Raw genomic sequence first — 23234 nt, forward strand, 5'->3', positions numbered from 1 at the left:
GCCGGGTCCAGCGGGTTCCCGGCCCGGTGCGCGAGCGGGCGTCAGCGCCGGCGCGGGCGCGGCACCCCGAGCAGGGCGCCCGCCGGCGGTGCGGCGGGCAGGTCGTCGACGTGGCGCGAGCGGTCGCGGCCCGCGGACTTCGCCGCGTACAGCGCGGTGTCGGCGGCCTGCAGGAGCACCTGCGCCGACAGCGTCGAGTCGAGGACCGTCGTCGCCGTGTCGCCCGCCGGGGCCGCGCCCGCGCCCGACCCCGCGGGGTGGGCGCCCGAGGGCGGGTGCGGCGTCGTCACCGTCGCCGCGCCGACGCTGATGGTGACGCGGCTGTCCGGCCCGCGGCCCGCGTGCGGCAGCCCGAGGGCCCGGACCGCCTCGACGAGGCGCTGCCCGACGACGGCGGCGCCGGCCGCGTCCGTGTCCGCGAGGACCACGGCGAACTCCTCGCCGCCGTAGCGGGCGACGAGGTCGCCACCGCGCTCGCAGACCTCGGCGAGGCAGCTCGCCACCTGGCGCAGGCACTCGTCGCCGGCGAGGTGGCCGTTGGTGTCGTTGTAGGCCTTGAAGTGGTCGACGTCGACCATGAGGACCGAGAGCGCGCCGCCGCGGCGGCGGGAGGCGCGCCACGCGCGGCCGAGGTGGTCGTCGAGGCAGGGCCGGTTGGCAAGCCCCGTCAGCCCGTCGAGCAGGAGCATCCGCTGCAGCTCGCCGTTGAGGGCGGCCAGCTGGTCCTGGGTGGCGCGGCGCCCGGCGACCTCCCGCTCCAGGGCCCGGCCGCGTCGCTCCAGCTCCGCGTGCACCCGCTCCATCTCGGCGCGGTGGGCGCGGTCGGCCGTGACGTCGGCCTGGACGACGACGGCGCCGAGCGGCCGTCCGTCCGGCGACGTCATCCGCCGGCCGGAGACGACGACCCGGCGGGACGGCCGGTCGTCGGGGGCGATCACGATCTCGACGCCCTCCACCGGGTCGCCCGCGAGGGCCGCGTGCAGCGGGACGACGGCGAGCGGCGTCCGCCCGTCGGCCTCGAAGAGCTGGTAGCGGGCCGCGTGGTCGCGCGGGTCCATGGCGGGGTCGAGCGTCAGGCCGTGCCACTCGCGGGACGCGCGGTTGAAGAGGGTGAGGTGCCCCTCGGCGTCGGCCGCGACGACCGAGACGTCGATGGTGTCGAGCACCGTCTGCAGGAGCTCCGAGCGCACCTCCATCTCCTCGGTGCGACTCGTCAGCTCGGCGAGGAGCAGCTCGGTGAGCTCGCGCTGCTCGTCGGCGGCGTCGGCCGTGGCGGCCGCGGCCGTGGCGGCGCGCCGGCGCTCGAGCATGGCGACGACCGCCACGGCGACGTCCTCCAGCCGGGCGAGCTGGTCCTCGGTCAGCGTCCGCGGGACGACGTCGAGGACGCACAGCGTCCCTAGCGGCTCGGCCGCACCCGGCGGGACGAGGGGCACGGAGGCGTAGAAGCGCAGGGCGCCGCGGCGGCCGTCCACCCACGCGTTGGTGCGGAAGTCCTCCTCGAGGAGCGTGTCGGGCACGTGCACGGTGCCGCCCTGCGCGAGCCGGACGGTGCACGGCGCCTCGGCGGCGGGGCTCGGGGCGGCCGCGAAGCCGACCGGGCCGAGGTGGCACATCTGGCCGCTGTCGAAGACGTTGACGGTGGCCATCGCCGCCCCGGTGAGGGCCGCCGCGACGCGCACCAGCGCCTCGAGCTCGGGGTCGCCCCCCGCGGCCAGCCACTCGCGGGCCACCGGGCGGCGGACGCCGTGGGGCGGGGTCGGCAGGGCGTGCACGAGGTCGTCCATGCCCCGGGTATCGGCGTCACCCGGTCGGCGCTGCTCCGCCGCGGGGGAGGCCGCGCCGATGCTCCCCCGTTCGGCCCACCGGCGGCAGAAGGGGCGCGCGCGACCGACCGGCCTCCCGGATGTCGCTGCAGCAGTGCAGTACCCCACGTCCTCGCAGGTGCCGCACCGGCTCACGCCGCCGCCGTGGGCGGGGCGCCGCCGCCGGGACCGCCCTCCGGCGGCGGGCCGCCGCGGCCGCCGGCCGGGCCGCCGGAGCCCCCCGGCACGCCGCCGCCCACCGGCTCCGTCGTCGTGTCGACGGCCACCCGGAGGGCGAGCGTGTACCCGGACGCCACGTCGCCGGACGCGGTCGCGAGCTGCAGCTCGCCGCCGTCGTCGCCGAAGATCCCGTCGCTGCCGAGGGAGACCCCGGCGTACGGCTGCACCGACGCGGCGTAGGCGGCCTCGGCGTACACGGCCTCGCAGACGTCGGCCGGCACGGCCAGCTGCGAGGTGGCGATGCAGCTCTCGACGTCGGTCACCGAGGACTCGTCGGGGTAGACCTCGAAGTGGATGTGGGGGTAGCGCCCGGTGTAACAGCCGGGGACGACGCTCGTGAAGCGCACGACGCCGTCCGCGTCGGCGACCTGGACGCCGCGGAGCCAGTTCTCCTCCGTGACGCCCTCGCTGTACATCGAGTAGCGGCCCTGCCCGTCGCAGTGCCAGACGTAGACGGCGGCGCCCGCGAAGGGGACGTCACCGCCGGCCAGGTCGACGACGGTCAGCTCCAGCTCGACCGGCACGCCCTCGGCCGTCCCGGTCGCGCCGCCGAAGCTGCTCCGCAGGTCGCCGCGCACGACGCCGCTCTGCTCGAGGACGTCGGGGCCGTTGGACCCGTCGCCGGGGTAGGGGCCGGCGGTCTCGTCGGGGATCTCGCCGGTGGACGTGCCCGCGGCGGCGGTCGTCGTCGTGGTCGTCGGCGCGCAGGCCGCGAGGCCGAGGCCGACGACGCCGGCCCCCACGGCGCGCAGCACCTGCCGCCGGCGCAGCGTCGTGAGGTCGAAGCCGAGGCCCTGGTCGACGACCTCCTCGTCGGGGCGGGCCAGCGGCCGCCCCTCGTAGGTGGGCGGCGCGGGCCGGCGGCAGCCGTCGGCCGTGGTGGTGGTCGTCGGGGCGGCGCCGCCGGCCACGAGGCGCAGCCGGCGCAGGAGGCGGGGCCGCGGCGCGCGGGGCCCGGCGGCGGGGGCGGGGGACGTCTGCTCGGTCATGACGGCACTGTCGGCAGCCTCCCGAGGACGACGCCCTGCGCCACCTGTGGGCCTGCTGTGGGTCGGCGGGCCCGGACCGGCCCGACGCCGTCCCACGGACGGCCCCCGGTCCCTACCCTCCGCGCGTGCCGACCCCGCGCCCCGTCCCCCCTCCCGCCGTCCCCGCCGCCGGGCCCGGGGGCCCGGTCGTCGTCGTGCCCGTCACCGCCCGGGACCCGGAGGTGCTCGCGCTCGTCGACGCGCTGACCGCCGAGCTGGCGCTGGGCGGCTACGCCGAGGAGGAGTCCTTCGGCTACTCGGCCGAGCAGCTCGCGGCGTCGGGCGTGCGCCTCGTCGCCGCCCGCGCCGGCGAGGGGCTCGTGGGGCTGGCCGGGCTCGAGACCGACGGGCCGCCCGTGGTGGCGGGCGAGCTGAAGCGCTTCTACGTCGCCCCGGCGCACCGCGGGACGGGCGTGGCCGACGCCCTGCTCGACGCGCTCGAGGCGGCGGCCCGCGACGCCGGGGCCCGGGTGCTGCGGCTGGAGACGGGCGACGCGCAGGCCGCCGCGCTGCGCTTCTACGCCCGTCGCGGCTTCCGGCGCGTCCCGGCCTTCGGCCCCTACGTCGGCAGCGCCACGTCCGTCTGCCTGGCGCGCGAGCTCTAGGGGCGCCCCCGCCACCCCGCGGCGTCGAGGCCGTGCACCTCGACGTCGAGGCGGCGCCCGCCCACGGCCAGGGCCCCGAGGAGCACCCCCTCCGGCCGCAGCCCCAGCCGCGCGGCCAGCGCGAGGCTGCGGGTGTTGCCGACGGCGACGCGGGCCTGCAGCCGCCGGACCCCGTGGGCGGCGACGAGGTGGTCGGCGAGCGCGGCGACCGCGCGCGTGGCGACGCCGCGCCCCTGGGCGGACGAGGCCAGCCACCAGCCGAGGTCGGCCGTCCCGACGGCCGGGTCCAGCCGCGCCCCGACGGCGCCGACGACGACGCCCCGCTCGCGGACGACGGTCGGCACGGCCCGGCCGTCGACCCAGGCGAGCAGCTGCGAGCGCCCGTACGCGGCGGTCCCGGCGGGCGTCGGCTCCTCGGCGGCCCACGGCTCCCACGCGCGCAGGAGCTCGAGGTCGTCCTCCACGAGCCGGGTCAGCGGCGCCGCCGTCCACGGCTCGCGGAGCACGAGGTCGACGTCGCCGCCCGCGGGCAGCGCGAAGGTCGGGCGCGGGGCCGGGGGGACGTCCACCGCGTCACCGTAGGAGCGGCTGCGGAGCAGCGGTCGTCAGCGCAGCCAGTCCATGCCCGTCGCCGTGAAGGACGAGCCGTCCGCGAAGGTGGTGCCGGTCGTCGGCGAGACGACGCGGGTGGTGAAGGTGCCCGCCGGGACGTCCACCTCGACGAGGCGGGTCGGGGTGCCGACCCGGTCGTGGTACGTCGTGAGGACGGCGTGGACGGGGTTGCCGGCGTCGCCGCGCTGGACGAGGTGCGCCGTCGTGCCGACGTGCCCCGAGAAGACCATCCGCACGTTGGCGTGCCGGCGGAGGGCCGCGTCCCACAGGTGCTGCGGGCTCGTGCTGCCGTAGCCGCCCTGGTGCTGCTGCACCGTCCCGTCGGCCTCGAGGTAGGAGTGGGTGACGACGAGGACGTTGTGGTCCGGGTGCGCCGCGAGCACGGCGTCGGCCCAGGCGACGGCCTCCTCGCGCGGCCACAGCTCGACGTGGAGGACGAGGAAGTCGGCGCCCGCGGCGGAGAAGGTGGCGTAGGAGTTGTCGACCTTGCCCGGCTCCATCGTCCCGGTGACCGCGGCCCGGTCGGTGCCGAAGTAGGCGTTGAAGGTCTGGGTCTGCCGCGCGAGGTCGGGCGTCCAGCCCGGGCAGGCCCGACCGCCCTCGCACGTGGCGAGGCTGTCGTGGTTGCCGATGCCGAAGGACCACGGGATGCCGGCCCGGTCGAGCAGCCGGGTCGCGCGGTGCATGCGGCGGTACTGGACGTGGTCGGGGGTGTCCCAGTCGACGACGTCGCCGACGTGGGTCACGTAGCGGATGTCCTCCGCCTCCTCCTGCTGCACGAGCCAGAGGGCGCGCCGCACGACCTTGTGCGGGCTCTCGAGCACCTCGACCTGGGTGTCGGGCAGGACGACGAGGGTGAAGCGGCCGTCCGCGTCGCGCGGGTCGGGCGGCGCGGGGGCCGGGGCGGCCGCCGCGGCCGTCGTCGCCCCCAGGACGAGCGCGGCCAGCAGCGCCCCCACCGCCCGCACCCGCCCGCTTCGCCCGCTCCGCCCCTTCCGCGCCACGGGTCCACGGAAGCACCGCGGTCGCCCGTCGGCCCGTGCTGCGGGCCGGACGTCACCCGGACGGAGCAGCGGCGGCCGCCCGGGCGGTCCTCCGGGCCGGTGTCCGCGGACGGGGCGGGGCGGCCTCGGGGTCCGGGGCGTCGGGGGCGTCCGGGGCGTCAGGGCCGCGGAAGGTGCGGCGGTACGCCTGGGGGCTCGTGCCGACGCGGCGGGCGAAGTGCTGGCGCAGCGACGTCGCCGTCCCGAGGCCGCTGCGGCGGGCCACCTCCTCGACGGCGAGGTCGCTCGTCTCGAGCAGCTGCTGCGCCAGCGCCACGCGCTGCCCGAGGAGCCACGCGTGCGGCGTCGTCCCCACGAGCACGCGGAAGTGCCGGGCGAAGCTGCGCGGCGAGGTGTGCGCCATCGCCGCCAGCTCCTCCACCGACCACGGGTGGTCGAGCCGCTCGCCCACGCGCGCGAGCACCTCGCCGAGGCGCTGCCCGTCGTCCGGCGGCAGCGGCGGACCCTCGACGAACTGGGCCTGGCCGCCCTCGCGGTGGGGCGGCACGACCATCCGGCGCGCGACGGCGTTGGCGACGGCGGCGCCGTGCTCGCGCCGCAGGAGGTGCAGGCACGTGTCGATGCCCGCGGCCGTGCCGGCGGAGGACAGGACGGGGTCGTCGTCGAGGTAGAGGACGTCCCGGTCCACCGTCACCGCCGGGAAGCGCCGCGCCAGGTCCTCGGCGTACCGCCAGTGCGTGGCCAGCCGCCGGCCGTCGGCGACGCCGGAGGCCGCGACGACGTACGCCCCGGTGCAGTGGCTCATGACGCGGGCGCCCCGGGCGACGGCGTCGCGCAGCACCTGCCGGTACCCCTCGGGCACCTCGACGTCGCCGTGCTCCCAGCCGAGGGCGATGACGAGGTCGGCGCTCGCGGCGCGCTCGAGCCCGTGCTCGACGAGGACCGTCAGGCCGGTGTCGGTCCGGACGGGACCGGGCCGGAGCGTCGCGACGGCGAAGTCGTAGACGGGCAGCCCCTCCGCGCCCCGGTCGAACCCGAAGACCTCCGCGACGACGCCGAGGCCGAAGGCGCCGACGCCGTCGTAGGCCAGGGCGACGACGTCCCTCAGCACGACCGGGCCCCTCGACGGCGCGGGCGGCGCGCTCCCCTGCGGCTCATGGCGCCAGCGTGCCACGGTCGTGGCAGGAAGTCATCGACAGATGACCTTCCTGCCACTCGTCCGGGGAGCCGCGGCGGCCCACGCTCGTCCTGCGCGCAGGGAGCGCGCCGGAGCAGGAGGACGGACCGATGAGCGCAGCAGCGGGCACGACGACCAGGGCGACGACCAGGGCGACGACCACGGCGACGACCGGCGTCCGCACGGCGGACGGGCACGACGTCGCCGCGGCGCTGGCGGCGACGACCGACCGGGACGCGGCGGCGCGGGCCGTCCGCCGGCTCGAGCGGGCGGCGTGCGCGCCGCTCGGCGGGACCGACGGCGAGCCGCTCGTCGTCCTGCAGCGCCGGGCGGCCCGGGCGCTCGGCCGGCTCGCCCCCGGCTCGGGGCGCGCCCTCGACGAGGCCCTCGCGGAGCTGCGCGGCGGGGTCGCACCGGTCACGCCGGGCGCGGCGGGGACGACGACGGCGGCGCGCGCGGCCTGACCCGTCAGGAGAAGCCGGCGCGGGCCAGCGGCCCCACGAGCTGGTGCTCCTCGTAGGACAGGTGGCTGAGCAGGACGTCGGAGAGCAGGTCGACGGCCAGGCCGACGGCGGCGACGCCCTCGGGGCCGGGCTCGGCGACCGCCGCGACGAGGGCCCGGTCCACCCGCTCGAGGACCTCGGCGATGACGAGGTGCTCGGCCTCGAGCCGGTCGACGACGGGCCCGAGGCCCGGCTCGGCCGCCCGCAGGTGCGGCAGCATGCTGACGTCCTCGAGCGTGTGGTGGGCCGTCACGACGCGGCAGTACGTCTGGCAGTAGGCGCCGAGCGTCCACGTGTTCTGCCGCAGCGTCGTCCGCGCGAGGTGGGAGCGGGCCTCGCCGACGCCGACGGTGCCCGCGACCACCTGCCCGACGACCTCGTGCAGCTGCGCGAGCTCGCCGCGCAGGTGGTCGTGGACGTCGACGAGGTGGCGGCCCTGCGCGAGCTCGTGCGCGGCGTACGGCCGGTCCGCGGGCCCCGGCGGTGCCGTCGGGCGGGTGCTCTCGTCCCACACCCGCTCGCGGCTGCGACGCGCGCCGTCGTCGGGGGTGGGCAGGGAGGCGAGCGGGTCGGGGGCGGGCACCCGGCCATCCTCCCCCGCGCCCGCACGGCTCCCCGCGCCCCGGCCGGCCCGGGCGCTCAGGTCCAGTAGAGGAGCCGGGCCGCGGGCAGCCGCTCGGCCAGGGCGCCCTCGAACCAGCCGCGCAGCTCGGCCATGACCGGGGCGGGGTAGACGTGCTTGACCGCCCCGTACTTGCCGCGCTTCTGCCGGCGGGCGTCCTCGTCCATCTCCAGCGCGGTCCGCGGGTACCAGCCCCGGAGGACCTCCTTGCTGCGGGGCGTGAAGCGGTGGGTGATGAGCTCGGTCGTGAGGTCGAGCCCGGGCACGTCCGCGGTGGCCGCGGCGACGGCGTCGAGCAGGGCGCCGTACTGCTCGCGCCACCCCTCCACGGGCATGATCGGCGCCACGGTGAGACCCACCGGGTAGCCGGCGAGCGCGAGGCGGCGCAGCGCCCCGACGCGCTCGGGCATCCGCGCGGTCCCGCCCTCGAACCGCTCGACGCCGGAGGCGTTGACGGACAGCCGGACCCGCGAGCGGCCGCCGTGGGGCAGGTCGAGGAGCGGCTCGACGTCGTCGAACTTCGTCGTGAACCGCATCTGCACCGGCCCGCCGAAGTCGTGGGTGCCGACGTGGGTGATCGCCTGCGAGAGCGACCCGGTGACGTGCTCGAGCGCGAGCGGGTCGGTGTAGCAGGAGGTCTCGAAGGTCGTGCCCTCGCCGCGGCGCTCCTCGCTCGCGCTCGTCACGGTCCCGGCGCCCACGTGGGGTGCCACGCCGTCGAGGACCTCCTCGAGGTTGGCGTAGACCCGGGTGATCGGCGGGCCGCCGAGCGAGCCCGCGAGGTAGCAGTACTGGCAGTGCGCCGGGCACCCCTCGGCGAGGTCGACGCGCCAGTCCGCGCTCGGCGGGATCGGCTGCGGCCGCCGCTTGCTCGGCGGGGCCACGACGACGGCGAGGGTCTGCTTGGCGAGCGCGTAGGTGGCGCGCTCGTCGGCCCCCCTCAGCGGCGGGAGGCGGTCGCCGGCCAGCAGCTCGACGTCCTGCACGCCGGCCGCCTCCAGCCGCCCGAGGACGCGCTGCCCGTGCGGGAGCTCCGCCGCCGACCGCGTGACGTAGACCCGCTTCGGGAGCCAGCGGCGGGGCGCGCGGGGGCGGGCGGGGGCGGCGGGCGCCGCGGCGGGTGTCACACCGGGACAACACCGGCAGCGCCGGGTCCCATCCGCCGGAGGCATCCCGCCGGGCGGCAGGAGATGGTCGCCGTCACCCGGCGTCACCACAGGTCAGCGGCTCGGGAGAGCCCGCCGGGGCGACCATCTCCTGCTCCCCGGCGTGAGGCCTCAGCCCTCGCCGGCCGGTTCCGCCGACTCCGCCGCCTCGGCCGCCCGGGCCTCGGCCACCGTGCGCTGCAGCAGGCACAGCTCGTTGCCCTCCGGGTCCGCGAGGACGACCCACGTGACGTCGTCGGGCTGCCCCACGTCGACCCGCCGCGCGCCGAGGGCCTCGAGGCGGGCGAGCTCCTCCGCCGTCGTCGTGCCGTCCGCGCGCAGGTCGAGGTGCAGCCGGTTCTTCACCGCCTTCCCCTCGGGCACGCGGAGGACGTCGAGGCGCGGCCAGGAGCCGTCCGGCGCGCCGAGGCCGATCCCCTCCTCGTCCTCGTCGACGACCTCCCACCCGAGGGCGGCGGCCCAGAAGGCGGCGACGGGCCCCGGGTCCACGGCGTCGAGGGCGATGGCGGCGATGCGGCTGGTCATGTCCGGCAGCATGGCCCCGCGGGCGCCACGGCGGCGCCGCGCGCACGACGACACGGACGAGGGGCGGACGCCATGGCCGAGGAGCACCCGCCGGCGGCGCAGGCCGCCGAGGACCCCCTGCTCAACGCGGCGCCGAGCCCGGCGCCCCTCGTCGGCACGTGGGCCGCGACGGGCGAGGTGCTCGGCGAGGACGGCGGGGTCGTCGGCGCCGTGACGGGCACGGACGCCTACCGCTGGCTGGGGCCGACCGTCGTCCACGAGGTCGACGTCGTGGTCGGCGGCCGCCGCACGCAGGCCCTCGAGGTGGTCGAGCCGTACGACGCCGCCCGCGGCGCCTTCCCCACCCGCGCCTACGACGACGCGGGGGGCGTCGACGTCAGCACGGCGGCCGTGGACGCCGACGGCGTGTGGACGTTCCGCGCCCGGGGAGCCCGGGCCACGCTCGAGGTCGCGCCCGACGGCGCGACGATGCGGGCGCTGTGGGTCCGCGAGACCCCGGCGGGCGACGTCCCGTGGATGCGCCTGCGCTGGACGCGGACCGGCTGACCGCCCGCACCGCGCACCGCCGGCGGCGGCTCAGGCGAGGCCCGCCAGCAGCGACAGGGCGATGGCCACCATGACGACGGCGATGCCCGCGTCGAGGACCCGCCACGCCCCGGGCCGGGCGAAGACGGGCCGCAGCAGGCGCGCGCCGAAGCCGAGCCCGGTGAACCACACGACGCTCGCGAGCACCGCCCCGACGCCGAACCACGCGCGGGCGTCGCCCTGGGTGGCGGCCACCGAGCCGAGGAGCACGACGGTGTCGAGGTAGACGTGCGGGTTGAGCCACGTCAGCGCCAGGGCGGTGAGGACGACGGCGCCCGGCGTGCTCCGGCGGACCGGGGCGTCGGCGTCGAGCGCGTCGCCCGAGGGCCGCAGCGCCCGGCGCGCCGCCAGGGCCGCGTAGGCGAGGAGGAACGCCGCGCCGCCGACGCGGACGACGACGAGGAGCCACGGCACCTGCTGGAGGAGCGCCCCGACGCCCGCGACGCCGGCGGTGATGAGGAGCGCGTCGGACAGCGCGCACACGAGCACGACGGCGAGGACGTGCTCCCCGCGCAGGCCCTGACGGAGCACGAAGGCGTTCTGGGCGCCGATGGCGACGATGAGCGAGAGGCCGAGGCCGAAGCCCGCCAGCAGCACGGAGAGGTCCACGGGCGGCGACGCTAGGGCGGTGCCCACCGGAAGACCAGATCAGGTCTGTCGGCCACCCGTAGCATCTCTCAGCATGGTCGACCGTCCGCCCGCGACCGGGCCCGGGGACGCGGACGCGCCCCCGACGTCGCCGGCCGCCCCGCCCGTGCGCTGGGACGCCGGCCAGCTGGCCGCGCTCTCCGCCGTCGCGACCGCCGGCTCCTTCGAGGGCGCGGCGGCGCTGCTCCACATCACGCCGTCCGGCGTCAGCCAGCGCCTGCGGGCGCTCGAGCAGGCCGCGGGGCGGGTGCTGCTCGTGCGCTCCCGCCCGGTGCGCCCGACGCCGTCCGGCGAGGTGCTGCTGCGGCTGGCGCGCCAGGTCGGGGTCCTCGCCGCCGGGGCCGCCGCGGAGCTCGGTGCGGGCGGCAGCGGCCTGCCCGAGGTGTCCGTCGCCGTCGGGGCGGACGCCCTCGCCACGTGGGTCCTGCCGGCGCTGGCCCCCGTGGCGGCCGAGGTCCGCCTCGACCTGCGCCGCGAGGACGACTCGCGGACGGGCGACCTCTTGCGGGCCGGCGAGGTCATGGCCGCGGTGACCAGCGAGCCCGCGCCCGTCCCGGGCTGCACGACGACGCGGCTCGGGCGCCTGCGCTACCGGCCCGTCGCGGCGCCCGCGGTGGTCGCACGGTGGTTCCCGGACGGGCTGACGGCCGCGGCGCTGGCGACGGCGCCCGTCGTCGTCTTCGACCGCAGCGACCGCCTGCAGCACGACTTCGTGCGCCGACGGACCCGCCGCGACCTCGCTCCGCCCGTCCACCACGTGCCGGGGTCCGCGGCCTTCGCCGAGGCGGTCCGGCTCGGCCTCGGCTGGGGCCTGCTCCCCGACCTGCAGGCCGACCCCGGCCGCGCGGACGGCTCGCTCGTCGACCTCGCCGACGGCACCCGTCCCCGCGACCGGGTCGACGTCGTCCTCCACTGGCAGCAGTGGCGGCTGCGCTCGTCCGCCCTCGACGCCGTCGCGGCCGCCGTCGCCCGCGGCGCCCGGTCGGCGCTCGCCTGACGGCAGGACGCCGGCTCAGGCGTGCTCGGAGACGAGCACCGCCGTCGTGCCCGGCTCGAGGGCGGCGAAGAGGTGCGGCCCGTCGCCCGGGTAGCTGACGTAGTCGCCGGGGCCGAGCTCCACCGGGTCCTCGGCCGGACCCACCTGCGCGCGTCCCGTGCAGAGGACGACGTGCTCGCGCACCCGCGGCATGTGCGCCACCGAGCGCTGCGGCTCGCCGGGCTCCGCGGCGATCCGGTAGACGTCGCGGCGCACGCCCGGCGGGCAGGGCGACAGGAGGGTGGCGAGGTAGTCCGAGCTCTCGGACGCGAGGACGACGCCCTCCCCGGCCCGGACGACCTGGACGACGGGCGCCTCGTCCTCGAGCAGCCGCGTCACGGGCACCTCGAGGGCGGTCGAGAGCGCCCAGAGCGTCTCGACGCCGGGGTTGCCGGCGCCCTGCTCGAGCTGGGAGAGCGTCGACTTGGCGACGCCCGCACGCCGGGCGAGCTCGGTGAGGGACATGCCCGTGCGGGCGCGCTCGCGGACGAGGGAGCGGGCGATGACGTCGAGCGGCGCGGTCGTGCGGCGGTCCATGGCGTCCTCCGTCGTTCGCTGTACCGGTCGTCGCGGTCGCCCTTGACGAACGCCACCCGCTGCGGTCACTGTACCGACCATGCGTTCGCCGTACCGAACAGTGATGACGCGGGTCGGGCTCGAGGCCGACCTCGCCCGGGACGCCGGCGTGGCCGCGATGGCCGCCGGCGTCGTCGGCGTCGCCTTCGGCGCCGTGTCCGTCGCGGCCGGCCTGCCGCTGTGGGCGCCCGTCCTCATGTCGGTCGTCGTCTTCGCGGGCGCCTCCCAGTTCCTCCTCGTCGGGCTCCTCGCCGCGGGCGCCGGGCCGGTCGCCGCCGTCGCAGCCGCCCTCCTCGTCAACGCGCGGCACCTGCCCTTCGGCGTGGCCCTCGCGGACGTCGTCGGCCGCGGCGGTCCGTGGCGCCGCGCCCTCGCCGCGCACCTGCTCATCGACGAGAGCGCAGCCATGGCGCTGGCGCAGCGCGACCCCGGTCGTCGTCGCCGGGCCTTCTGGGCCTGCGGCGCAGCGCTCTTCGTCGCCTGGAACGTCGGCGTCCTCGCCGGCGCCACGGCCGGGGCGGCGCTCGACACGACGGCGCTCGGCCTCGACGCCGCCCTGCCGGCCCTCCTGCTCGCCCTCGTGCTGCCCGCCCTGCGCGACGACGCCGGCAGCCGCCGCGCCGCGCTCGGCGGGGCGGTCCTCGCGGTGCTCCTCACGCCGCTGCTGCCGGCGGGCCTGCCGGTGCTCGTGGCGCTGCTCGGGCTCGTCCTCCTCGGCCGCACGCGCCCCGTCGCCCCCGTGCGCGTGGGCGAGGTGGCGGCGTGAGCACCACCGCCCTGCTGCTCGCCGTCGGCGTCCTCGGCGCCGGCACGTGGGCGATGCGCGCCGCGGGCCCCTGGCTGCGCGCCCGCACCGAGCTGCCCGCGGGGCTCGAGCGGGTCGTCACCGCGGCCGCCGTCGTCCTGCTCACCGCGCTCGTCGTCACGTCGGCGGTCCTCGACGACGGTGGTCCGGCGGGCGTCGCGCGGCCCGCGGGCGTCCTCGTCGGGGGACTGCTCGCCTGGCGGCGTGCCCCGCTCGTCGTCGTCGTGGTCGCCGCGGCCGCCGTCGCGGCGCTGCTGCGGCTCGCCGGCCTGCCCTGACCCGGCGCTGATCGGCGCGGCCCGACGAGGTCCCGGCGTCGCTCAGCGCCCGGGAGGCCGCCGCCGGCCCCCGGCCGCGCGGAGCAGCGCCCCGGCGACGAGCAGGGGCACCGCGAGCGAGAGCACGACCAGGCCCGGTCCGGGCAGCACGAGGAGCAGCAGCCCCAGCACCGCCACGAGCGCCCCGGCGCCCAGCACCACCGTCCCGACCAGCCGCACGACGGACCTCCCTCTCCCCGGACCCACGTCCGCTCAGATCCAGCCCAGCCGGCGGGCCTCCGCCGCGGCGTCGTGCCGCGTGCGGACGCCGAGCTTCTGCGCCGCCGACGACAGGTGGTTGCGCACCGTGCCCGGCGACAGGTGCGCCCGGCGGGCGATCTCCTCGACGGGCGCCCCGGTGGCGGCCAGCTCGAGGACGTCGGACTCCCGGGGCGTCAGCGGGCTGTCGCCCGCGCTGATCGCCTCCGCCGCGAGCTCGGGGTCGACATGCCGCCCGCCCGTGTGGACGGTGCGCAGCACGTCGGCGAGGACGGACGCCGGGACGGTCTTCGGGAGGAAGCCGCGCACGCCGACCGACAGGGCCCGCTTGAGGTGGCCGGGCCGGCCGTGGCCGGTGACGACGACGCACGCGCACGTCGGCAGCTCCGTGGCCAGCCGCTCGGCCACGGCGATGCCGTCCGGCTCGGGCATCTGCAGGTCGAGCACGGCGACGTCGGGGCGGAAGCGCAGCGCCATCGCGAGCGCCTCCGGGCCGGACGCGGCCTGGGCCACGACCTCCACGTCGTCCTGCAGCGAGAGCAGGGCGGCGAGGGCGTCGCGGACCAGCGTCTCGTCGTCGGCGAGCAGCACCCGCACCGGCGCGGTGCTCACGACGGGGCCCCGGCGACCGGCGCCCCGACGAGCGGCGTGTCGTGGGCCGGGGGCGCGGTGGGCACCCGCACCGCCAGGCGGAACCCGCCGCCGGGCAGCCGGCCGGCGTCCACGCGCCCGCCGAGGGGCCGCACGCGCTCGGCCAGGCCCACCAGCCCGGCGCCGCCGGTGGGCACGGGCGTCCCGGGCGGACGCGCGCCGTCGTCACGGCCGTCGTCGTCGACGACGAGCACGGCGTCGCCCTCCTCGTCGAGCAGCCGCACCGAGCAGGTGCGGGAGCGGCTGTGCCGCAGCACGTTCGTCACACCCTCGCGGACGCCCCAGCCGAGCGCGGTCCGCACCGGGACGGGCCAGCCCCGGGTGCCGGGCAGCTCGTCGCCCGCCGTCGTGCACGTGATGCCGGCCGAGCGCAGCAGCGACCGGGCGCCGTCCAGCTCGGCGGCCAGGTCCACGTCGCGGTAGCCGCGGGCCAGCGCCCTGCTCTCGCGCAGCGCCTCCTGCGCCAGCGCGCGCACCTCGACGGACTGCTCGGCGGCGCGGCGGACGGACGGCTCGTCGCCGCGCCGGGCCAGCTCGGCGGCCAGCTCGCTCTTGACGGCGACCGCCGACAGGGCCCGCCCGACGACGTCGTGGAGGTCGCGCGAGAAGCGCAGCCGCTCCTCCGCGACGGCGAGGGCCGCGCGGGCGGCCTGGGCGTCGCGCAGCTGCGCCATGACCCCGAGGTACCAGGCGGAGAAGCGGAAGCTCAGCGCCGCGGCCACGACCCCGCAGAGCGCGGAGACGGCGGTGGGCACGACGGTGCGACCGGTGGCCGGCCCGCCGAGGACGAGGGAGCCGACCACCCAGGCGCCGGCCACGGCGGCCGCCACCAGCAGGACGACGCCGGCCCGCACCGCGGTCGCCGCGGCCCCGGCCGTCAGCGCGGCGGCCGCCACGACGGCGGCGGACAGGGGCGTCCAGCCCTCGGCGGGCGCCTCGAGGCCGCCGAGCCCCACGACGCCGTAGGCGGCGAGGGCCCCGCCGAGCGCGACCGCGACGGCGAGGTGCCGGCGGGGGCGTGCGCGCCGCGCGAGGTAGTGCTCCACCCCGGCGTGGACGAGCGCGGTGCAGGCGGCGGCGTGCGCCAGCGACAGCACGCCCGCGACGACGAGCTGGGTCGTCGAGCCCACCGGGGCGAGCGTGACGAGGACGAGGAAGGGACCGAGGAGGCCGAGCAGGTAGAGGGACGCGCGGGTGGAGACGTCGAAGCGGTCGACGTCGTCGAGCGCCGTCCAGCGGGCGCGCCACGCCGACGGCGCGAGCACCGGCCCGAGCCGCCGCCCGCCGTCCTCCCGCACCGCCGCCACGGGCGGAGCCTGCCAGCCCGGCACCCCTGCCGTCCCCGCCGTCCCCGCCGTCGCCACGGACGGCGACCCGCCCCGCGCCGTCGCGGCGGGGGCGGGCCGGGGGTGGGAGCTCACCCGCGGGGCTCCCAGCGGAAGAGGTGGCGCGCGGCGACGACGCCGAGGACGCCCCAGGCCGCGGCGACCGCGAGGGGGACGAGCGCTTCGCGGGTCGTGGCGAGCAGGTCGCCGGCCGCGCCGCCGGGCTCCGTCGTCCCGAGCCAGCCGAGCTGCACGAGCTCGAGCACCGGCGTCAGCGGGAGGTAGCGGCCGACCTCGGCGACGGCATCGGGCAGCAGCTCCAGCGGCACGAAGATCCCGGCGCCGATGATGCAGACGCTCATGACGGGCAGCGACGTCAGCTGGGTCGAGACGGTGGAGCGGGTGAAGGGGGCGGTCAGCAGGGCGAGCGCCGTGAACACGACCCCGCCGAGGACCACCGCGACGAGCAGCAGCGGCACGTTGGCCGGGACGGGCAGGTCGAGGAAGGCCGCGGCCACGGCGACGAGGAGCACGACCTGCACGAGGGCGGTGAGGACGGCGGGCAGCGCCGTCGCCGTGAGGATCTCGCCGTCGCCCGCCTCGCCGGTGCGCAGCCGCGTCAGCACGAGCTCCTCGCGCCGCGCCACGTAGGCGGTGAGGAGGTTGTAGTAGACGACGAAGAGGAGCAGCACCCCGACGAGGACGGAGATGCCGCGCGCGGCCGCCTCGCCGTCGCCGCCGACGGCCACGAGGACGAGCGCGCCGACGACCGGGACGCCGACGACGGAGAGCATGGCGACGGTGTCGCGGCGCAGGAGGAGGCCCTCGGCGCGGGTGAGGGCGAGGACGCGTCGAGCGGTGCCGGTCATCGGGACGTCTCCAGCAGGTCTCGGTGGTCATGGCGGTCGGGGCTGCCGGTCGCGACGGGGGCCGTGGCGCCGTCCCGGTCGCGGTCGGCGGCGGCGAGGAAGACCTGCTCGAGCGAGGCGCTCGTCACGGCGAGGCCCTCGAGGTCGTCGCCGTGCTCGTCGGCCCAGGCCAGCAGGCGGACGAGGACCGGGCGGAGCGCGCGGGTGCGGACGACGGCGCGGCCGTCCTCGAGGCGGACGTCGACCGGGCGGCCGTCGGGCTCGACGAGGACGGGCAGGTCGGCGGCGGCCGTCCCGGGCGCGGGACGCCAGCGGACGCGCGACGGCTCCGCCGCGACGACCTCCTCCGGCGTGCCGGCGACGACGACCTCGCCCGCCGCCATGATCGCGAGGTGGTCGGCGAGCTGCTCGGCCTCCTCGAGGTAGTGCGTCGTGAGGACGACGGCCATGCCGTCGGCCACCATCGAGCGCACGACCTCCCACGTGGTGCGGCGGCTCTCCGGGTCGAGGCCCGTCGTCGGCTCGTCGAGGAAGAGGACGTCGGGTCGGCCCATGACGGCGACGCCGAGGTCGAGGCGACGGCGCTGCCCGCCCGAGAGCTGGCGGATCCGGACGTCCGCCTTGTCGGCGAGCCCCACGAGCTCGACGACCTCCTCGGGCGGCCGGGGCGCGGTGAGCGTGCCGGCCCACGTGCGGGCGGCCTCGAGGACGGTGAGGTCGCGGGGGAAGCCGCCCTCCTGGAGGACGACGCCGGTGCGCGGCCGGACGGCGCGGCGCTCGCGGTAGGGGTCGTGGCCGAGGACGCGGACGGTGCCCGACGTCGCCGGCGCGAGGCCCTCGAGGACCTCCATCGTCGAGGTCTTGCCGGCGCCGTTGGTGCCGAGGAGGGCGAAGAGCTCGCCGGGGGCGACGTCGAAGGAGACGCCGCGGACGGCCTCGAAGCCGCCTGCGAAGGTCCGGCGCAGGTCGCGCACCTCGACGACGGGGGCGCTCATCGGCCGGCCCCCGCAGCGACGTCGGTGGTGGCGGCGTCGGGGCGGGCGGCGTCGGCCCACCGGCGGCGGGCGACGAGCGCCCGGCCGACGAGGTAGCAGGCGGCCAGGGCGCCGAGGACGACGGCGCCCACGGCGGCGTCGAGGAGCACGAGGAGGCCCGCGCCGGCGGCCAGGAGGACGACGTTGACCGCGGTGGCGGCGAGCTCGCGCCGGGGCGTCGGGGCGGGGCCGAAGCGGCCGGCGTCGGCGACGGCGCGGGCGAGGGCGGGCGGCTCCGCCGGGCGGTGCCGGCGGTCCCCGGGCCGAGGAGAGGGGCGGTGGGGGGAGCGGGTCTGCGACATGCGTCGAGCCTGCTGCCGCCCCGGGGCCGCGGGCCGTGCCTGGTGTCACGACCTCCGGCGCCGGGCGCACGGCCCGGGCATGACGCGTGTCACGGGTCGCCCCGCCGGGACCGCCGCCCCGTCGGAACCGTCGCGCCACCGGGACCGCCGCTCCGCCGGGACCGCCGCGCCGCCGGGACCGTCGCGCCGGCGGCGGACGACGTGGGGCGGGCCCGGCGGGGCGGCCGGCGTCAGTCGGTGAGCGGGTCCACCCCGCCCTCGTGGTCGTGGGCGTCGTCGGTGCCGAGCGCGTGCACGGCGTCCGGCCGCGTGTCGGCCAGCTCCGGGGCGGCCATGACGGACAGGGGGACGGACGTGGGCTCGCCGGCGAGCTGGACGCCGGGGATGACGGTGCACATCGCGACGTCCTTCCGGCACGTGAAGCCGGCGTTGATGCTCGTCTGGCGGACGTTGTCGTGGCGGTACTCGAAGTGCAGGTGCGGGCCCGAGGAGCGGCCGGTGCTGCCGACGTAGCCGATGGTCTGGCCGGGCAGGACCTCCTGCCCCGGGGCGACGGCGACGGCGGACAGGTGCGCGTAGATCGTGCGGTCGCGGGAGCCGTGGTGGATCCGGACGAAGGTGCCGTAGCTCTCCGAGCCCGCCTGCGTCCCGGCGATGCTCACGACGCCGGCCGCGGCGGCGATGACCTTGGTGCCGGTCGGGGCGGCGACGTCGACGCCGCCGTGCCCGTCGCCCGGCGTCGAGCAGTGCCCGCCGACGATGCCGGTGACGCGTCCGGACGCCGGGGTGACGAGCTCGCCGTCCGCGGCGTGGGCGGTGCCGGCGGCCAGCGCGGCGAGGACCGACAGGCCCGTGACGGCGAGGGCGCGGCGCCGGCGGGAGGCCCGGGCGGCGCCGGCCGCCGCGCGGCGGGCGGTGCGGGGGGCGGTCGGGGTGGCGTGGCGGCTCGTCATGGGCGGCGCTGCTCCTGTCGGGTGACGACGTGGCTCGCCCGGCGCGTCGGGGGGACGGCGGGCACGGCTCGTGCATCGGCGCGCCCCGGCGCCCGCTTGAGCAGCCGTCACCGCGGTCCCGGAGGGGCCGCGCCGCAGGCGCTGCGCCGCAGCGCTCCTCCCGTCGTCCATGCTGCGGAGGTGACCGACCGGTACCTGCCCATCGCCGAGCACGGGATCATCGGCGACCTGCGCACGGTGGCCCTCGTCGGCACCGACGGCACCATCGACTGGTACTGCCCCGGCCGCTTCGACGCCCCGTCGCTCTTCGCGTCCCTGCTCGACGCCGACCGCGGCGGCTTCTTCCGGCTCGCGGCCCAGAAGGGCGGCCGGCCGAAGCAGCTCTACATGCCCGACACGAACATCCTGCTGACGCGGTACCTCACCAAGGACTCCGTCGGCGAGGTCGTCGACTTCATGGTCCCCGAGACGAGCGACGTCGCCGCGGCGCGCGACCTCGTCGTCCGGCAGGCGTCGTCGGTGCGCGGCCGCACGACGTTCGCCCTCGAGTGCCGCCCGGCTTTCGACTACGGGCGGGTCCCCCACGAGGTCCGCCTCGTCGAGGGCGTCGGCGCCGAGTTCACCTCCTCCGCCGGCGGGTGCGTGCTCCGGACCGGCGTGCCGCTGGAGCTCACCGACGACGGCCGCGGCGTCCGGGCCGTCTTCGCCGTCGAGGAGGGCGAGCAGGAGGACGTCGTCCTCGAGTGGCGCGGCGTCGTCCGCCCGCTCGTCCTCGGCGAGACCGACGACCTCTTCACGCGGACGAGCGAGTACTGGCAGAAGTGGGTGTCGGGGTCGCGCTACCGCGGCCGCTGGCGCGAGGTCGTCCAGCGCTCGGCGCTCACGCTCAAGCTGCTCGTCTACCACCCCACCGGCGCGCTCGTGGCGGCGCCGACGACGTCGCTGCCCGAGCAGCTCGGCGGCGGGCGCAACTGGGACTACCGCTACGCGTGGCTGCGCGACGCCGCCTTCACCGTCTACGGCCTCATGCGCCTCGGCTTCCTCGAGGAGGCCGCGGCCTTCATGGACTGGATCCAGAGGCGCTGCGAGGAGGCGGGCGTCGAGCGCGACGTCATGATCATGTACGGCGTCGACGGCAGCGAGGACCTGCCGGAGACGGTGCTCGACCACTTCGAGGGCTACCGCGGCTCGCGGCCCGTGCGCATCGGCAACTCCGCCGTCGGCCAGCGCCAGCTGGACGTCTACGGCGAGGTCATGGACTCGGTCTACCTCTACAACCGCGAGGTCCCGATCTCCTACGACCTCTGGACGACGCTCGGCAAGCGCCTCGACTGGCTCGCCGACCACTGGGAGGAGCCGGACGAGGGCGTCTGGGAGGTGCGCGGGCCGCGCCAGCGCTTCACGTACTCGGCGCTCATGACGTGGGTCGCCTACGACCGGGCGCTGCGGGTGGCGCGGGACCGCGGGCTGCCGGCGCCCACGGAGAAGTGGCGCAAGATCGCCAACAAGGCGCACCGGTTCGTCCAGGAGGACTGCTGGGACACCGACCTCGGCGCGTACGTCATGCACCCGGGCAGCCGCCTCCTCGACGCCTCGCTGCTCGTCATGCCGCTCGTGAAGTTCGCCGGGCCGACCGACCCGCGCTTCCTCTCGACCCTCGACCGCATCGGCGACGAGCTCGTCGCGGACTCGCTCGTCTCGCGCTACGCCATCACCGGGCACGACGGCCTCGACGACGACGAGGGCACCTTCAACCTCTGCTCGTTCTGGTACGTCGAGGCCCTCACCCGGGCCGGACGGGTCCGCGAGGCGCGGCTCGTCTTCGAGAAGATGCTCACCTACTCCAACCACCTCGGGCTCTACGCCGAGGAGATCGGCCCCTCGGGCGAGGCGCTGGGCAACTTCCCGCAGGCCTTCACGCACCTGGCGCTCATCTCCGCCGCCGTGAACCTCGACGCGGCGCTGGACCGGCAGCGCCCCTGACGCCCGGCGGACGCGCGGTGACGACGGTGGGGGCGGGCCCGCGGCCCGCTCACCCGAGCAGCGCCGGCACCGCGACCATGACGGGGATCGACGCGAAGGTCGTGAGGGCGATGGCGTCGCGCGCCGTCAGCAGCGTGCGGCCGGTGTCGTAGCGCGAGGCGACGACGAAGACGTTCTGCGCCGCCGGCAGCGCCGAGATGACCGTCGCGGCGAGCACCTCCGCGGGAGGCAGGTCGAGCAGGGGCCCGGCGACGACCCAGGCGACCAGCGGCTGCAGGAGCACCTTGAGCACGACGACGAGCGCCAGCTCCGGCCGCGAGGAGCCCCGCCCGGGCAGCGGCCCGAGCCGCAGGGAGACGCCGAAGGCCACGAGCATCACCGGCACCGCCATGCCGGCGACGAGCTCGAGCGGCGCCGCGAGCGCCGTCGGCGGCCGGAGCCCGGTGAGGTTGAGCGCCAGCCCGACGAGCGCGCCGACGGTGATGGGGTTCCGGAAGGGCGTCGTGACGAAGCGCAGGACCGAGGGGCGGCGGTCCGCGGCCGCCCGGTCCAGCAGCGCGAGCGCGAGCGGCTGGAGCACGAGCATCTGGAGGAGCAGCACCGGCGCGATGAGCGCGGCGTCGCCGAGCACGTACGCCGCGACGGGGAGCCCGAGGTTGCCCGCGTTGACGTACCCGGTGCAGAGCGCGCCGACGACGCCGTGGACGAGGCCGCGCCGCAGCAGCACCGCGACGACGGCCCACACGAGGACGACGACGGCCACGCCCGCGACGACCGCGCCGACGTACCCCGCGAAGAGCCGCGACACGTCCGCCTCGGAGAGCACGGTGACCATGAGCGCCGGGCTGGCGACGGTGAAGGCGAGCCGCGTCAGCGTCCGCTGCCCCGCCTCGTCGACGATGCGCAGGTGCGCCACGAGGGCGCCGGCCGCGACGACGAGCAGGATCGTGGCGAAGCCCTCGAGCACGCCCTGCACGAGACCTCCACCTGCGCCGACGCTGTCGTCGACCCGACCCTAGGTGCCCCGCCGTGCCTCCCGGCCTCGGCCGCCTCATGCGGACGCCTCCCGGTACGGGTCCTGCACGACACCTCGGCCCGACGCCGACGCGGCCGCGGCCGGTCGCCCTCCGCCCGCCGCTCTTCGCCCGCCGTCTCCCCGACCGACGCCTCCCCGACCGGCACCTTCTCGCTCGGCCACCGGCCCGACCCGGACGCCCCCGCACCGCCCGGCTCAGAAGGGCGGCGGGTCGTCCTCGTCGATCGGCGGGGCCGGCGGCGTCGGCGGGGCGGCGCGGCGATGGTCGGCGGTGGCGGCGCTCTCGAGGGCGAGGGCGCCGGGCCAGGCCATGTCGACGGTCGGGTAGGTCGGCTCTGGGTGGTTCCCGAGGTCATCCCAGCCGGTGGGCAGCGGCGTGCCGTCGTCGTCGCCGGTGATCGGTCGGGGCAGGAAGGGGGGTGCGGGGTCGTCGTGGACGAGCCCGAGGGGTGAGGTCCAGCGGGTGCCGAGGCCGTACGGGTCGGTCGGGTCGTCGGTGATGGCCTCGACCTGCCAGCCGTAGTGGGTGCGGCACTGGTGGTGCTTGCGGCAGCGGGGTCGGAGGTTGCACTCGCAGGTCGGTCCACCGGCGCTGTGGGGGACCTGGTGGTCGAGGTCGCACCGGACGGCCGGGACGGTGCAGCCGGGGTGGGTGCACTCGGGCAGGGCGGCGCGGATGTAGCGGGACTGCTCGGCGGTGGGGACGTAGTCGGTGGGCAGGCCGGCGAGAGGGCACGGTGGCCGCCCGGGCGGTCCGTCGGTGGAGACCTCGCCTCTCGCCGAGGCCCACGGAGGTGTGGCGACGCCTGGCTCGTGTGCGCCAGGCGTGCTGGAGCCAGGCGTGCTGGAGCCAGGCGTGCTGGAGCCGGGCGTGCTGGAGCCGGGCGTGACCGCGTCGGCGATGCGGGTGAGCTTGTCGGCGAGGCCGGTTGGCAGTGGCGCTGTGGTCGTCGGCGGCGGCGCGGGTGGGGTGCCGGTCGGACGGTGCCCCGTCGAGTCGGGCGTCGTGTCGCGCCCGGCGTCGCGAGCGGTCGTGGTGGGCCGCGCCGTTGCCGGGGTGCCCGGGGCCTTGAGGGCGTCGAGGCCTGAGGGCTGTTCCGCGGCGCGGGTGGTCGTGGCGTCGGTGGCTCGGGTGGTGGTCGTGCGGGCCGTGGTGGCCGGGAGGTGGTGGAGATGTCCGTCGACGCCGAGGACCGTGCCGGTCCAGGGGTCGGTGAGGATCCGGCGGAAGGGGTGGCCGGCGGCGAGGAGCTCGCGGGCGACGTCGGCGGGCACGGCACCGTGGCCGGCGAGCCACGCGGCCTCGTCGTCCAGGCCGAGCAGCGTGGGCAGGGACACGTTGAGCGTGGGGCCGTGGCACTGCCCTGCGTGTGCCCGACCGTCCTCACGTGGGCCGGCGCCGGTGTCGGTGGCCAGGCCGACCAACGCGTCGAACCTGCGAGCGTCGACGCCGCGCTGGTCGGGCATACCGGCCGGGTCGGTGGTGACGGGGTCCAGGCCGGCGGCGACCGCCGCGTGCGGGTCCGCGCTCGCGTGGGGGCCGGTGCGGGTGGTGGCCCAGGTGGTGAGGCGGTGGAACAGGGCGGTGATGTCGGCGACGGGTCCGGT

General features: G+C 77.9%; 26 protein-coding genes. 7 read left to right on the forward strand and 19 right to left on the reverse strand.

Features of this window, described 5'->3' with window-relative positions; genetic code table 11:
* Positions 1-41 precede the first annotated feature (41 nt).
* Together EDC03_RS05835 and EDC03_RS05840 are read right to left on the reverse strand one after the other, a co-directional pair.
* Positions 42-1787: a GGDEF domain-containing protein gene (locus EDC03_RS05835; protein WP_123379225.1), complete on the reverse strand. Its 1746-nt coding sequence runs from the start codon at positions 1785-1787 to the stop codon at positions 42-44.
* Positions 1788-1957: 170 nt separating this feature from the next.
* Positions 1958-3034 carry a dioxygenase family protein gene (locus EDC03_RS05840; RefSeq protein WP_123379226.1) on the reverse strand — a complete coding sequence of 359 codons (1077 nt, stop codon included), beginning with the start codon at positions 3032-3034 and terminating at the stop codon, positions 1958-1960.
* A 125-nt stretch (positions 3035-3159) separates the two neighbouring features.
* Between EDC03_RS05840 and EDC03_RS05845 the strand changes: the two genes are divergently transcribed.
* A complete protein-coding gene (locus tag EDC03_RS05845) occupies positions 3160-3678 on the forward strand; it encodes a GNAT family N-acetyltransferase (RefSeq protein WP_199719964.1) in 519 nt (172 codons plus the stop codon).
* Here EDC03_RS05845 and EDC03_RS05850 read toward each other — a convergent pair.
* From EDC03_RS05850 to EDC03_RS05860, 3 genes are all read right to left on the reverse strand, one after another.
* Positions 3675-4247 carry a GNAT family N-acetyltransferase gene (locus EDC03_RS05850; protein ID WP_158674212.1) on the reverse strand — a complete coding sequence of 191 codons (573 nt, stop codon included), beginning with the start codon at positions 4245-4247 and terminating at the stop codon, positions 3675-3677. The two genes, EDC03_RS05845 and EDC03_RS05850, sit on opposite strands and share 4 nt — an antisense overlap.
* A gap of 36 nt (positions 4248-4283) precedes the next feature.
* Positions 4284-5258 (reverse strand): metallophosphoesterase family protein, encoded by a 975-nt coding sequence (locus EDC03_RS05855; protein ID WP_158674213.1) that lies wholly within the window; start codon positions 5256-5258, stop codon positions 4284-4286.
* A gap of 88 nt (positions 5259-5346) precedes the next feature.
* Positions 5347-6405, reverse strand: a complete 1059-nt coding sequence (locus EDC03_RS05860) for a helix-turn-helix domain-containing protein (protein ID WP_123379229.1) — start codon at positions 6403-6405, stop codon at positions 5347-5349.
* Between the two features lie 176 nt (positions 6406-6581).
* Here EDC03_RS05860 and EDC03_RS05865 point away from each other — a divergent pair, with 176 nt between their 5' ends.
* Positions 6582-6935 carry a hypothetical protein gene (locus tag EDC03_RS05865; RefSeq protein ID WP_123379230.1) on the forward strand — a complete coding sequence of 118 codons (354 nt, stop codon included), beginning with the start codon at positions 6582-6584 and terminating at the stop codon, positions 6933-6935.
* 4 nt (positions 6936-6939) lie between these two features.
* On the opposite strand, the gene EDC03_RS05870 is transcribed toward EDC03_RS05865, so the two are convergent.
* The 3 genes from EDC03_RS05870 to EDC03_RS05880 form a co-directional block, all read right to left on the reverse strand.
* Positions 6940-7557: a hemerythrin domain-containing protein gene (locus tag EDC03_RS05870; RefSeq protein ID WP_199719965.1), complete on the reverse strand. Its 618-nt coding sequence runs from the start codon at positions 7555-7557 to the stop codon at positions 6940-6942.
* A gap of 56 nt (positions 7558-7613) precedes the next feature.
* Positions 7614-8723, reverse strand: a complete 1110-nt coding sequence (locus EDC03_RS05875; protein ID WP_123379231.1) for an SPL family radical SAM protein — start codon at positions 8721-8723, stop codon at positions 7614-7616.
* 150 nt (positions 8724-8873) lie between these two features.
* Positions 8874-9287 carry a VOC family protein gene (locus EDC03_RS05880; RefSeq protein ID WP_123379332.1) on the reverse strand — a complete coding sequence of 138 codons (414 nt, stop codon included), beginning with the start codon at positions 9285-9287 and terminating at the stop codon, positions 8874-8876.
* A 72-nt stretch (positions 9288-9359) separates the two neighbouring features.
* Here EDC03_RS05880 and EDC03_RS05885 point away from each other — a divergent pair, with 72 nt between their 5' ends.
* The gene (locus tag EDC03_RS05885) at positions 9360-9833 is read left to right on the forward strand and encodes a hypothetical protein (RefSeq protein ID WP_123379232.1); all 474 of its coding nucleotides are present in this window, start codon (positions 9360-9362) and stop codon (positions 9831-9833) included.
* Positions 9834-9863: 30 nt separating this feature from the next.
* Here EDC03_RS05885 and EDC03_RS05890 read toward each other — a convergent pair whose 3' ends face one another.
* Positions 9864-10481, reverse strand: a complete 618-nt coding sequence (locus EDC03_RS05890) for a LysE/ArgO family amino acid transporter (RefSeq protein ID WP_123379233.1) — start codon at positions 10479-10481, stop codon at positions 9864-9866.
* Positions 10482-10554: 73 nt separating this feature from the next.
* Between EDC03_RS05890 and EDC03_RS05895 the strand changes: the two genes are divergently transcribed.
* Complete coding sequence (locus EDC03_RS05895; protein ID WP_123379234.1) at positions 10555-11517, forward strand: ArgP/LysG family DNA-binding transcriptional regulator; 963 nt, start codon at positions 10555-10557, stop codon at positions 11515-11517.
* Positions 11518-11532: 15 nt separating this feature from the next.
* Here EDC03_RS05895 and EDC03_RS05900 read toward each other — a convergent pair whose 3' ends face one another.
* Positions 11533-12093, reverse strand: a complete 561-nt coding sequence (locus tag EDC03_RS05900; protein WP_123379235.1) for a helix-turn-helix domain-containing protein — start codon at positions 12091-12093, stop codon at positions 11533-11535.
* A 79-nt stretch (positions 12094-12172) separates the two neighbouring features.
* Between EDC03_RS05900 and EDC03_RS05905 the strand changes: the two genes are divergently transcribed.
* Together EDC03_RS05905 and EDC03_RS05910 are read left to right on the forward strand one after the other, a co-directional pair.
* On the forward strand, positions 12173-12898 hold the full coding sequence (locus EDC03_RS05905; protein WP_123379236.1) for an AzlC family ABC transporter permease: 726 nt from the start codon (positions 12173-12175) through the stop codon (positions 12896-12898).
* On the forward strand, positions 12895-13215 hold the full coding sequence (locus EDC03_RS05910) for an AzlD domain-containing protein (protein ID WP_123379237.1): 321 nt from the start codon (positions 12895-12897) through the stop codon (positions 13213-13215). The genes EDC03_RS05905 and EDC03_RS05910 overlap by 4 nt, the downstream gene beginning before the upstream one ends.
* 42 nt (positions 13216-13257) lie before the next feature.
* Here EDC03_RS05910 and EDC03_RS17515 read toward each other — a convergent pair whose 3' ends face one another.
* The 7 genes from EDC03_RS17515 to EDC03_RS05940 form a co-directional block, all read right to left on the reverse strand.
* Positions 13258-13434: a hypothetical protein gene (locus EDC03_RS17515; RefSeq protein ID WP_158674214.1), complete on the reverse strand. Its 177-nt coding sequence runs from the start codon at positions 13432-13434 to the stop codon at positions 13258-13260.
* A gap of 33 nt (positions 13435-13467) precedes the next feature.
* Positions 13468-14085: a response regulator transcription factor gene (locus EDC03_RS05915; protein ID WP_241967045.1), complete on the reverse strand. Its 618-nt coding sequence runs from the start codon at positions 14083-14085 to the stop codon at positions 13468-13470.
* A complete protein-coding gene (locus EDC03_RS05920) occupies positions 14082-15431 on the reverse strand; it encodes a sensor histidine kinase (protein WP_123379238.1) in 1350 nt (449 codons plus the stop codon). Before EDC03_RS05920 ends, EDC03_RS05915 begins: the two co-directional genes overlap by 4 nt.
* A 110-nt stretch (positions 15432-15541) precedes the next feature.
* A complete protein-coding gene (locus tag EDC03_RS05925; RefSeq protein WP_123379239.1) occupies positions 15542-16318 on the reverse strand; it encodes an ABC transporter permease in 777 nt (258 codons plus the stop codon).
* Positions 16315-17313: an ABC transporter ATP-binding protein gene (locus tag EDC03_RS05930; RefSeq protein ID WP_123379240.1), complete on the reverse strand. Its 999-nt coding sequence runs from the start codon at positions 17311-17313 to the stop codon at positions 16315-16317. The genes EDC03_RS05925 and EDC03_RS05930 overlap by 4 nt, the downstream gene beginning before the upstream one ends.
* Complete coding sequence (locus tag EDC03_RS05935) at positions 17310-17654, reverse strand: hypothetical protein (protein WP_123379241.1); 345 nt, start codon at positions 17652-17654, stop codon at positions 17310-17312. Before EDC03_RS05935 ends, EDC03_RS05930 begins: the two co-directional genes overlap by 4 nt.
* 230 nt (positions 17655-17884) lie before the next feature.
* Positions 17885-18607, reverse strand: coding sequence for a M23 family metallopeptidase (locus tag EDC03_RS05940; protein WP_123379242.1), 723 nt, complete (start codon positions 18605-18607; stop codon positions 17885-17887).
* 180 nt (positions 18608-18787) lie between these two features.
* Here EDC03_RS05940 and EDC03_RS05945 point away from each other — a divergent pair, with 180 nt between their 5' ends.
* Positions 18788-20590, forward strand: coding sequence for a glycoside hydrolase family 15 protein (locus EDC03_RS05945; RefSeq protein WP_123379243.1), 1803 nt, complete (start codon positions 18788-18790; stop codon positions 20588-20590).
* A gap of 49 nt (positions 20591-20639) precedes the next feature.
* Here EDC03_RS05945 and EDC03_RS05950 read toward each other — a convergent pair whose 3' ends face one another.
* A complete protein-coding gene (locus EDC03_RS05950) occupies positions 20640-21566 on the reverse strand; it encodes an AEC family transporter (RefSeq protein WP_123379244.1) in 927 nt (308 codons plus the stop codon).
* A 255-nt stretch (positions 21567-21821) separates the two neighbouring features.
* A partial coding sequence (locus EDC03_RS05955; protein ID WP_206749990.1) for an HNH endonuclease signature motif containing protein occupies positions 21822-23234 on the reverse strand: 1413 nt, incomplete at its 5' end.

The organism is Pseudokineococcus lusitanus, assembly GCF_003751265.1.
Taxonomy (GTDB): domain Bacteria; phylum Actinomycetota; class Actinomycetes; order Actinomycetales; family Quadrisphaeraceae; genus Pseudokineococcus; species Pseudokineococcus lusitanus.

What these genes read in the sequence shown, in the direction of transcription:
- EDC03_RS05900 (WP_123379235.1), bottom strand. Translation starts at nt 12,093, where the DNA reads ATGGACCGCCGCACGACCGCGCCGCTCGACGTCATCGCCCGCTCCCTC.
- EDC03_RS05925 (WP_123379239.1), bottom strand. Translation starts at nt 16,318, where the DNA reads ATGACCGGCACCGCTCGACGCGTCCTCGCCCTCACCCGCGCCGAGGGC.
- EDC03_RS05930 (WP_123379240.1), bottom strand. Translation starts at nt 17,313, where the DNA reads ATGAGCGCCCCCGTCGTCGAGGTGCGCGACCTGCGCCGGACCTTCGCA.
- EDC03_RS05885 (WP_123379232.1), top strand. Translation starts at nt 9,360, where the DNA reads ATGGCCGAGGAGCACCCGCCGGCGGCGCAGGCCGCCGAGGACCCCCTG.
- EDC03_RS05835 (WP_123379225.1), bottom strand. Translation starts at nt 1,787, where the DNA reads ATGGACGACCTCGTGCACGCCCTGCCGACCCCGCCCCACGGCGTCCGC.
- EDC03_RS05905 (WP_123379236.1), top strand. Translation starts at nt 12,173, where the DNA reads ATGCGTTCGCCGTACCGAACAGTGATGACGCGGGTCGGGCTCGAGGCC.
- EDC03_RS05840 (WP_123379226.1), bottom strand. Translation starts at nt 3,034, where the DNA reads ATGACCGAGCAGACGTCCCCCGCCCCCGCCGCCGGGCCCCGCGCGCCG.
- EDC03_RS05865 (WP_123379230.1), top strand. Translation starts at nt 6,582, where the DNA reads ATGAGCGCAGCAGCGGGCACGACGACCAGGGCGACGACCAGGGCGACG.
- EDC03_RS05895 (WP_123379234.1), top strand. Translation starts at nt 10,555, where the DNA reads ATGGTCGACCGTCCGCCCGCGACCGGGCCCGGGGACGCGGACGCGCCC.
- EDC03_RS05880 (WP_123379332.1), bottom strand. Translation starts at nt 9,287, where the DNA reads ATGACCAGCCGCATCGCCGCCATCGCCCTCGACGCCGTGGACCCGGGG.
- EDC03_RS05940 (WP_123379242.1), bottom strand. Translation starts at nt 18,607, where the DNA reads ATGACGAGCCGCCACGCCACCCCGACCGCCCCCCGCACCGCCCGCCGC.
- EDC03_RS05935 (WP_123379241.1), bottom strand. Translation starts at nt 17,654, where the DNA reads ATGTCGCAGACCCGCTCCCCCCACCGCCCCTCTCCTCGGCCCGGGGAC.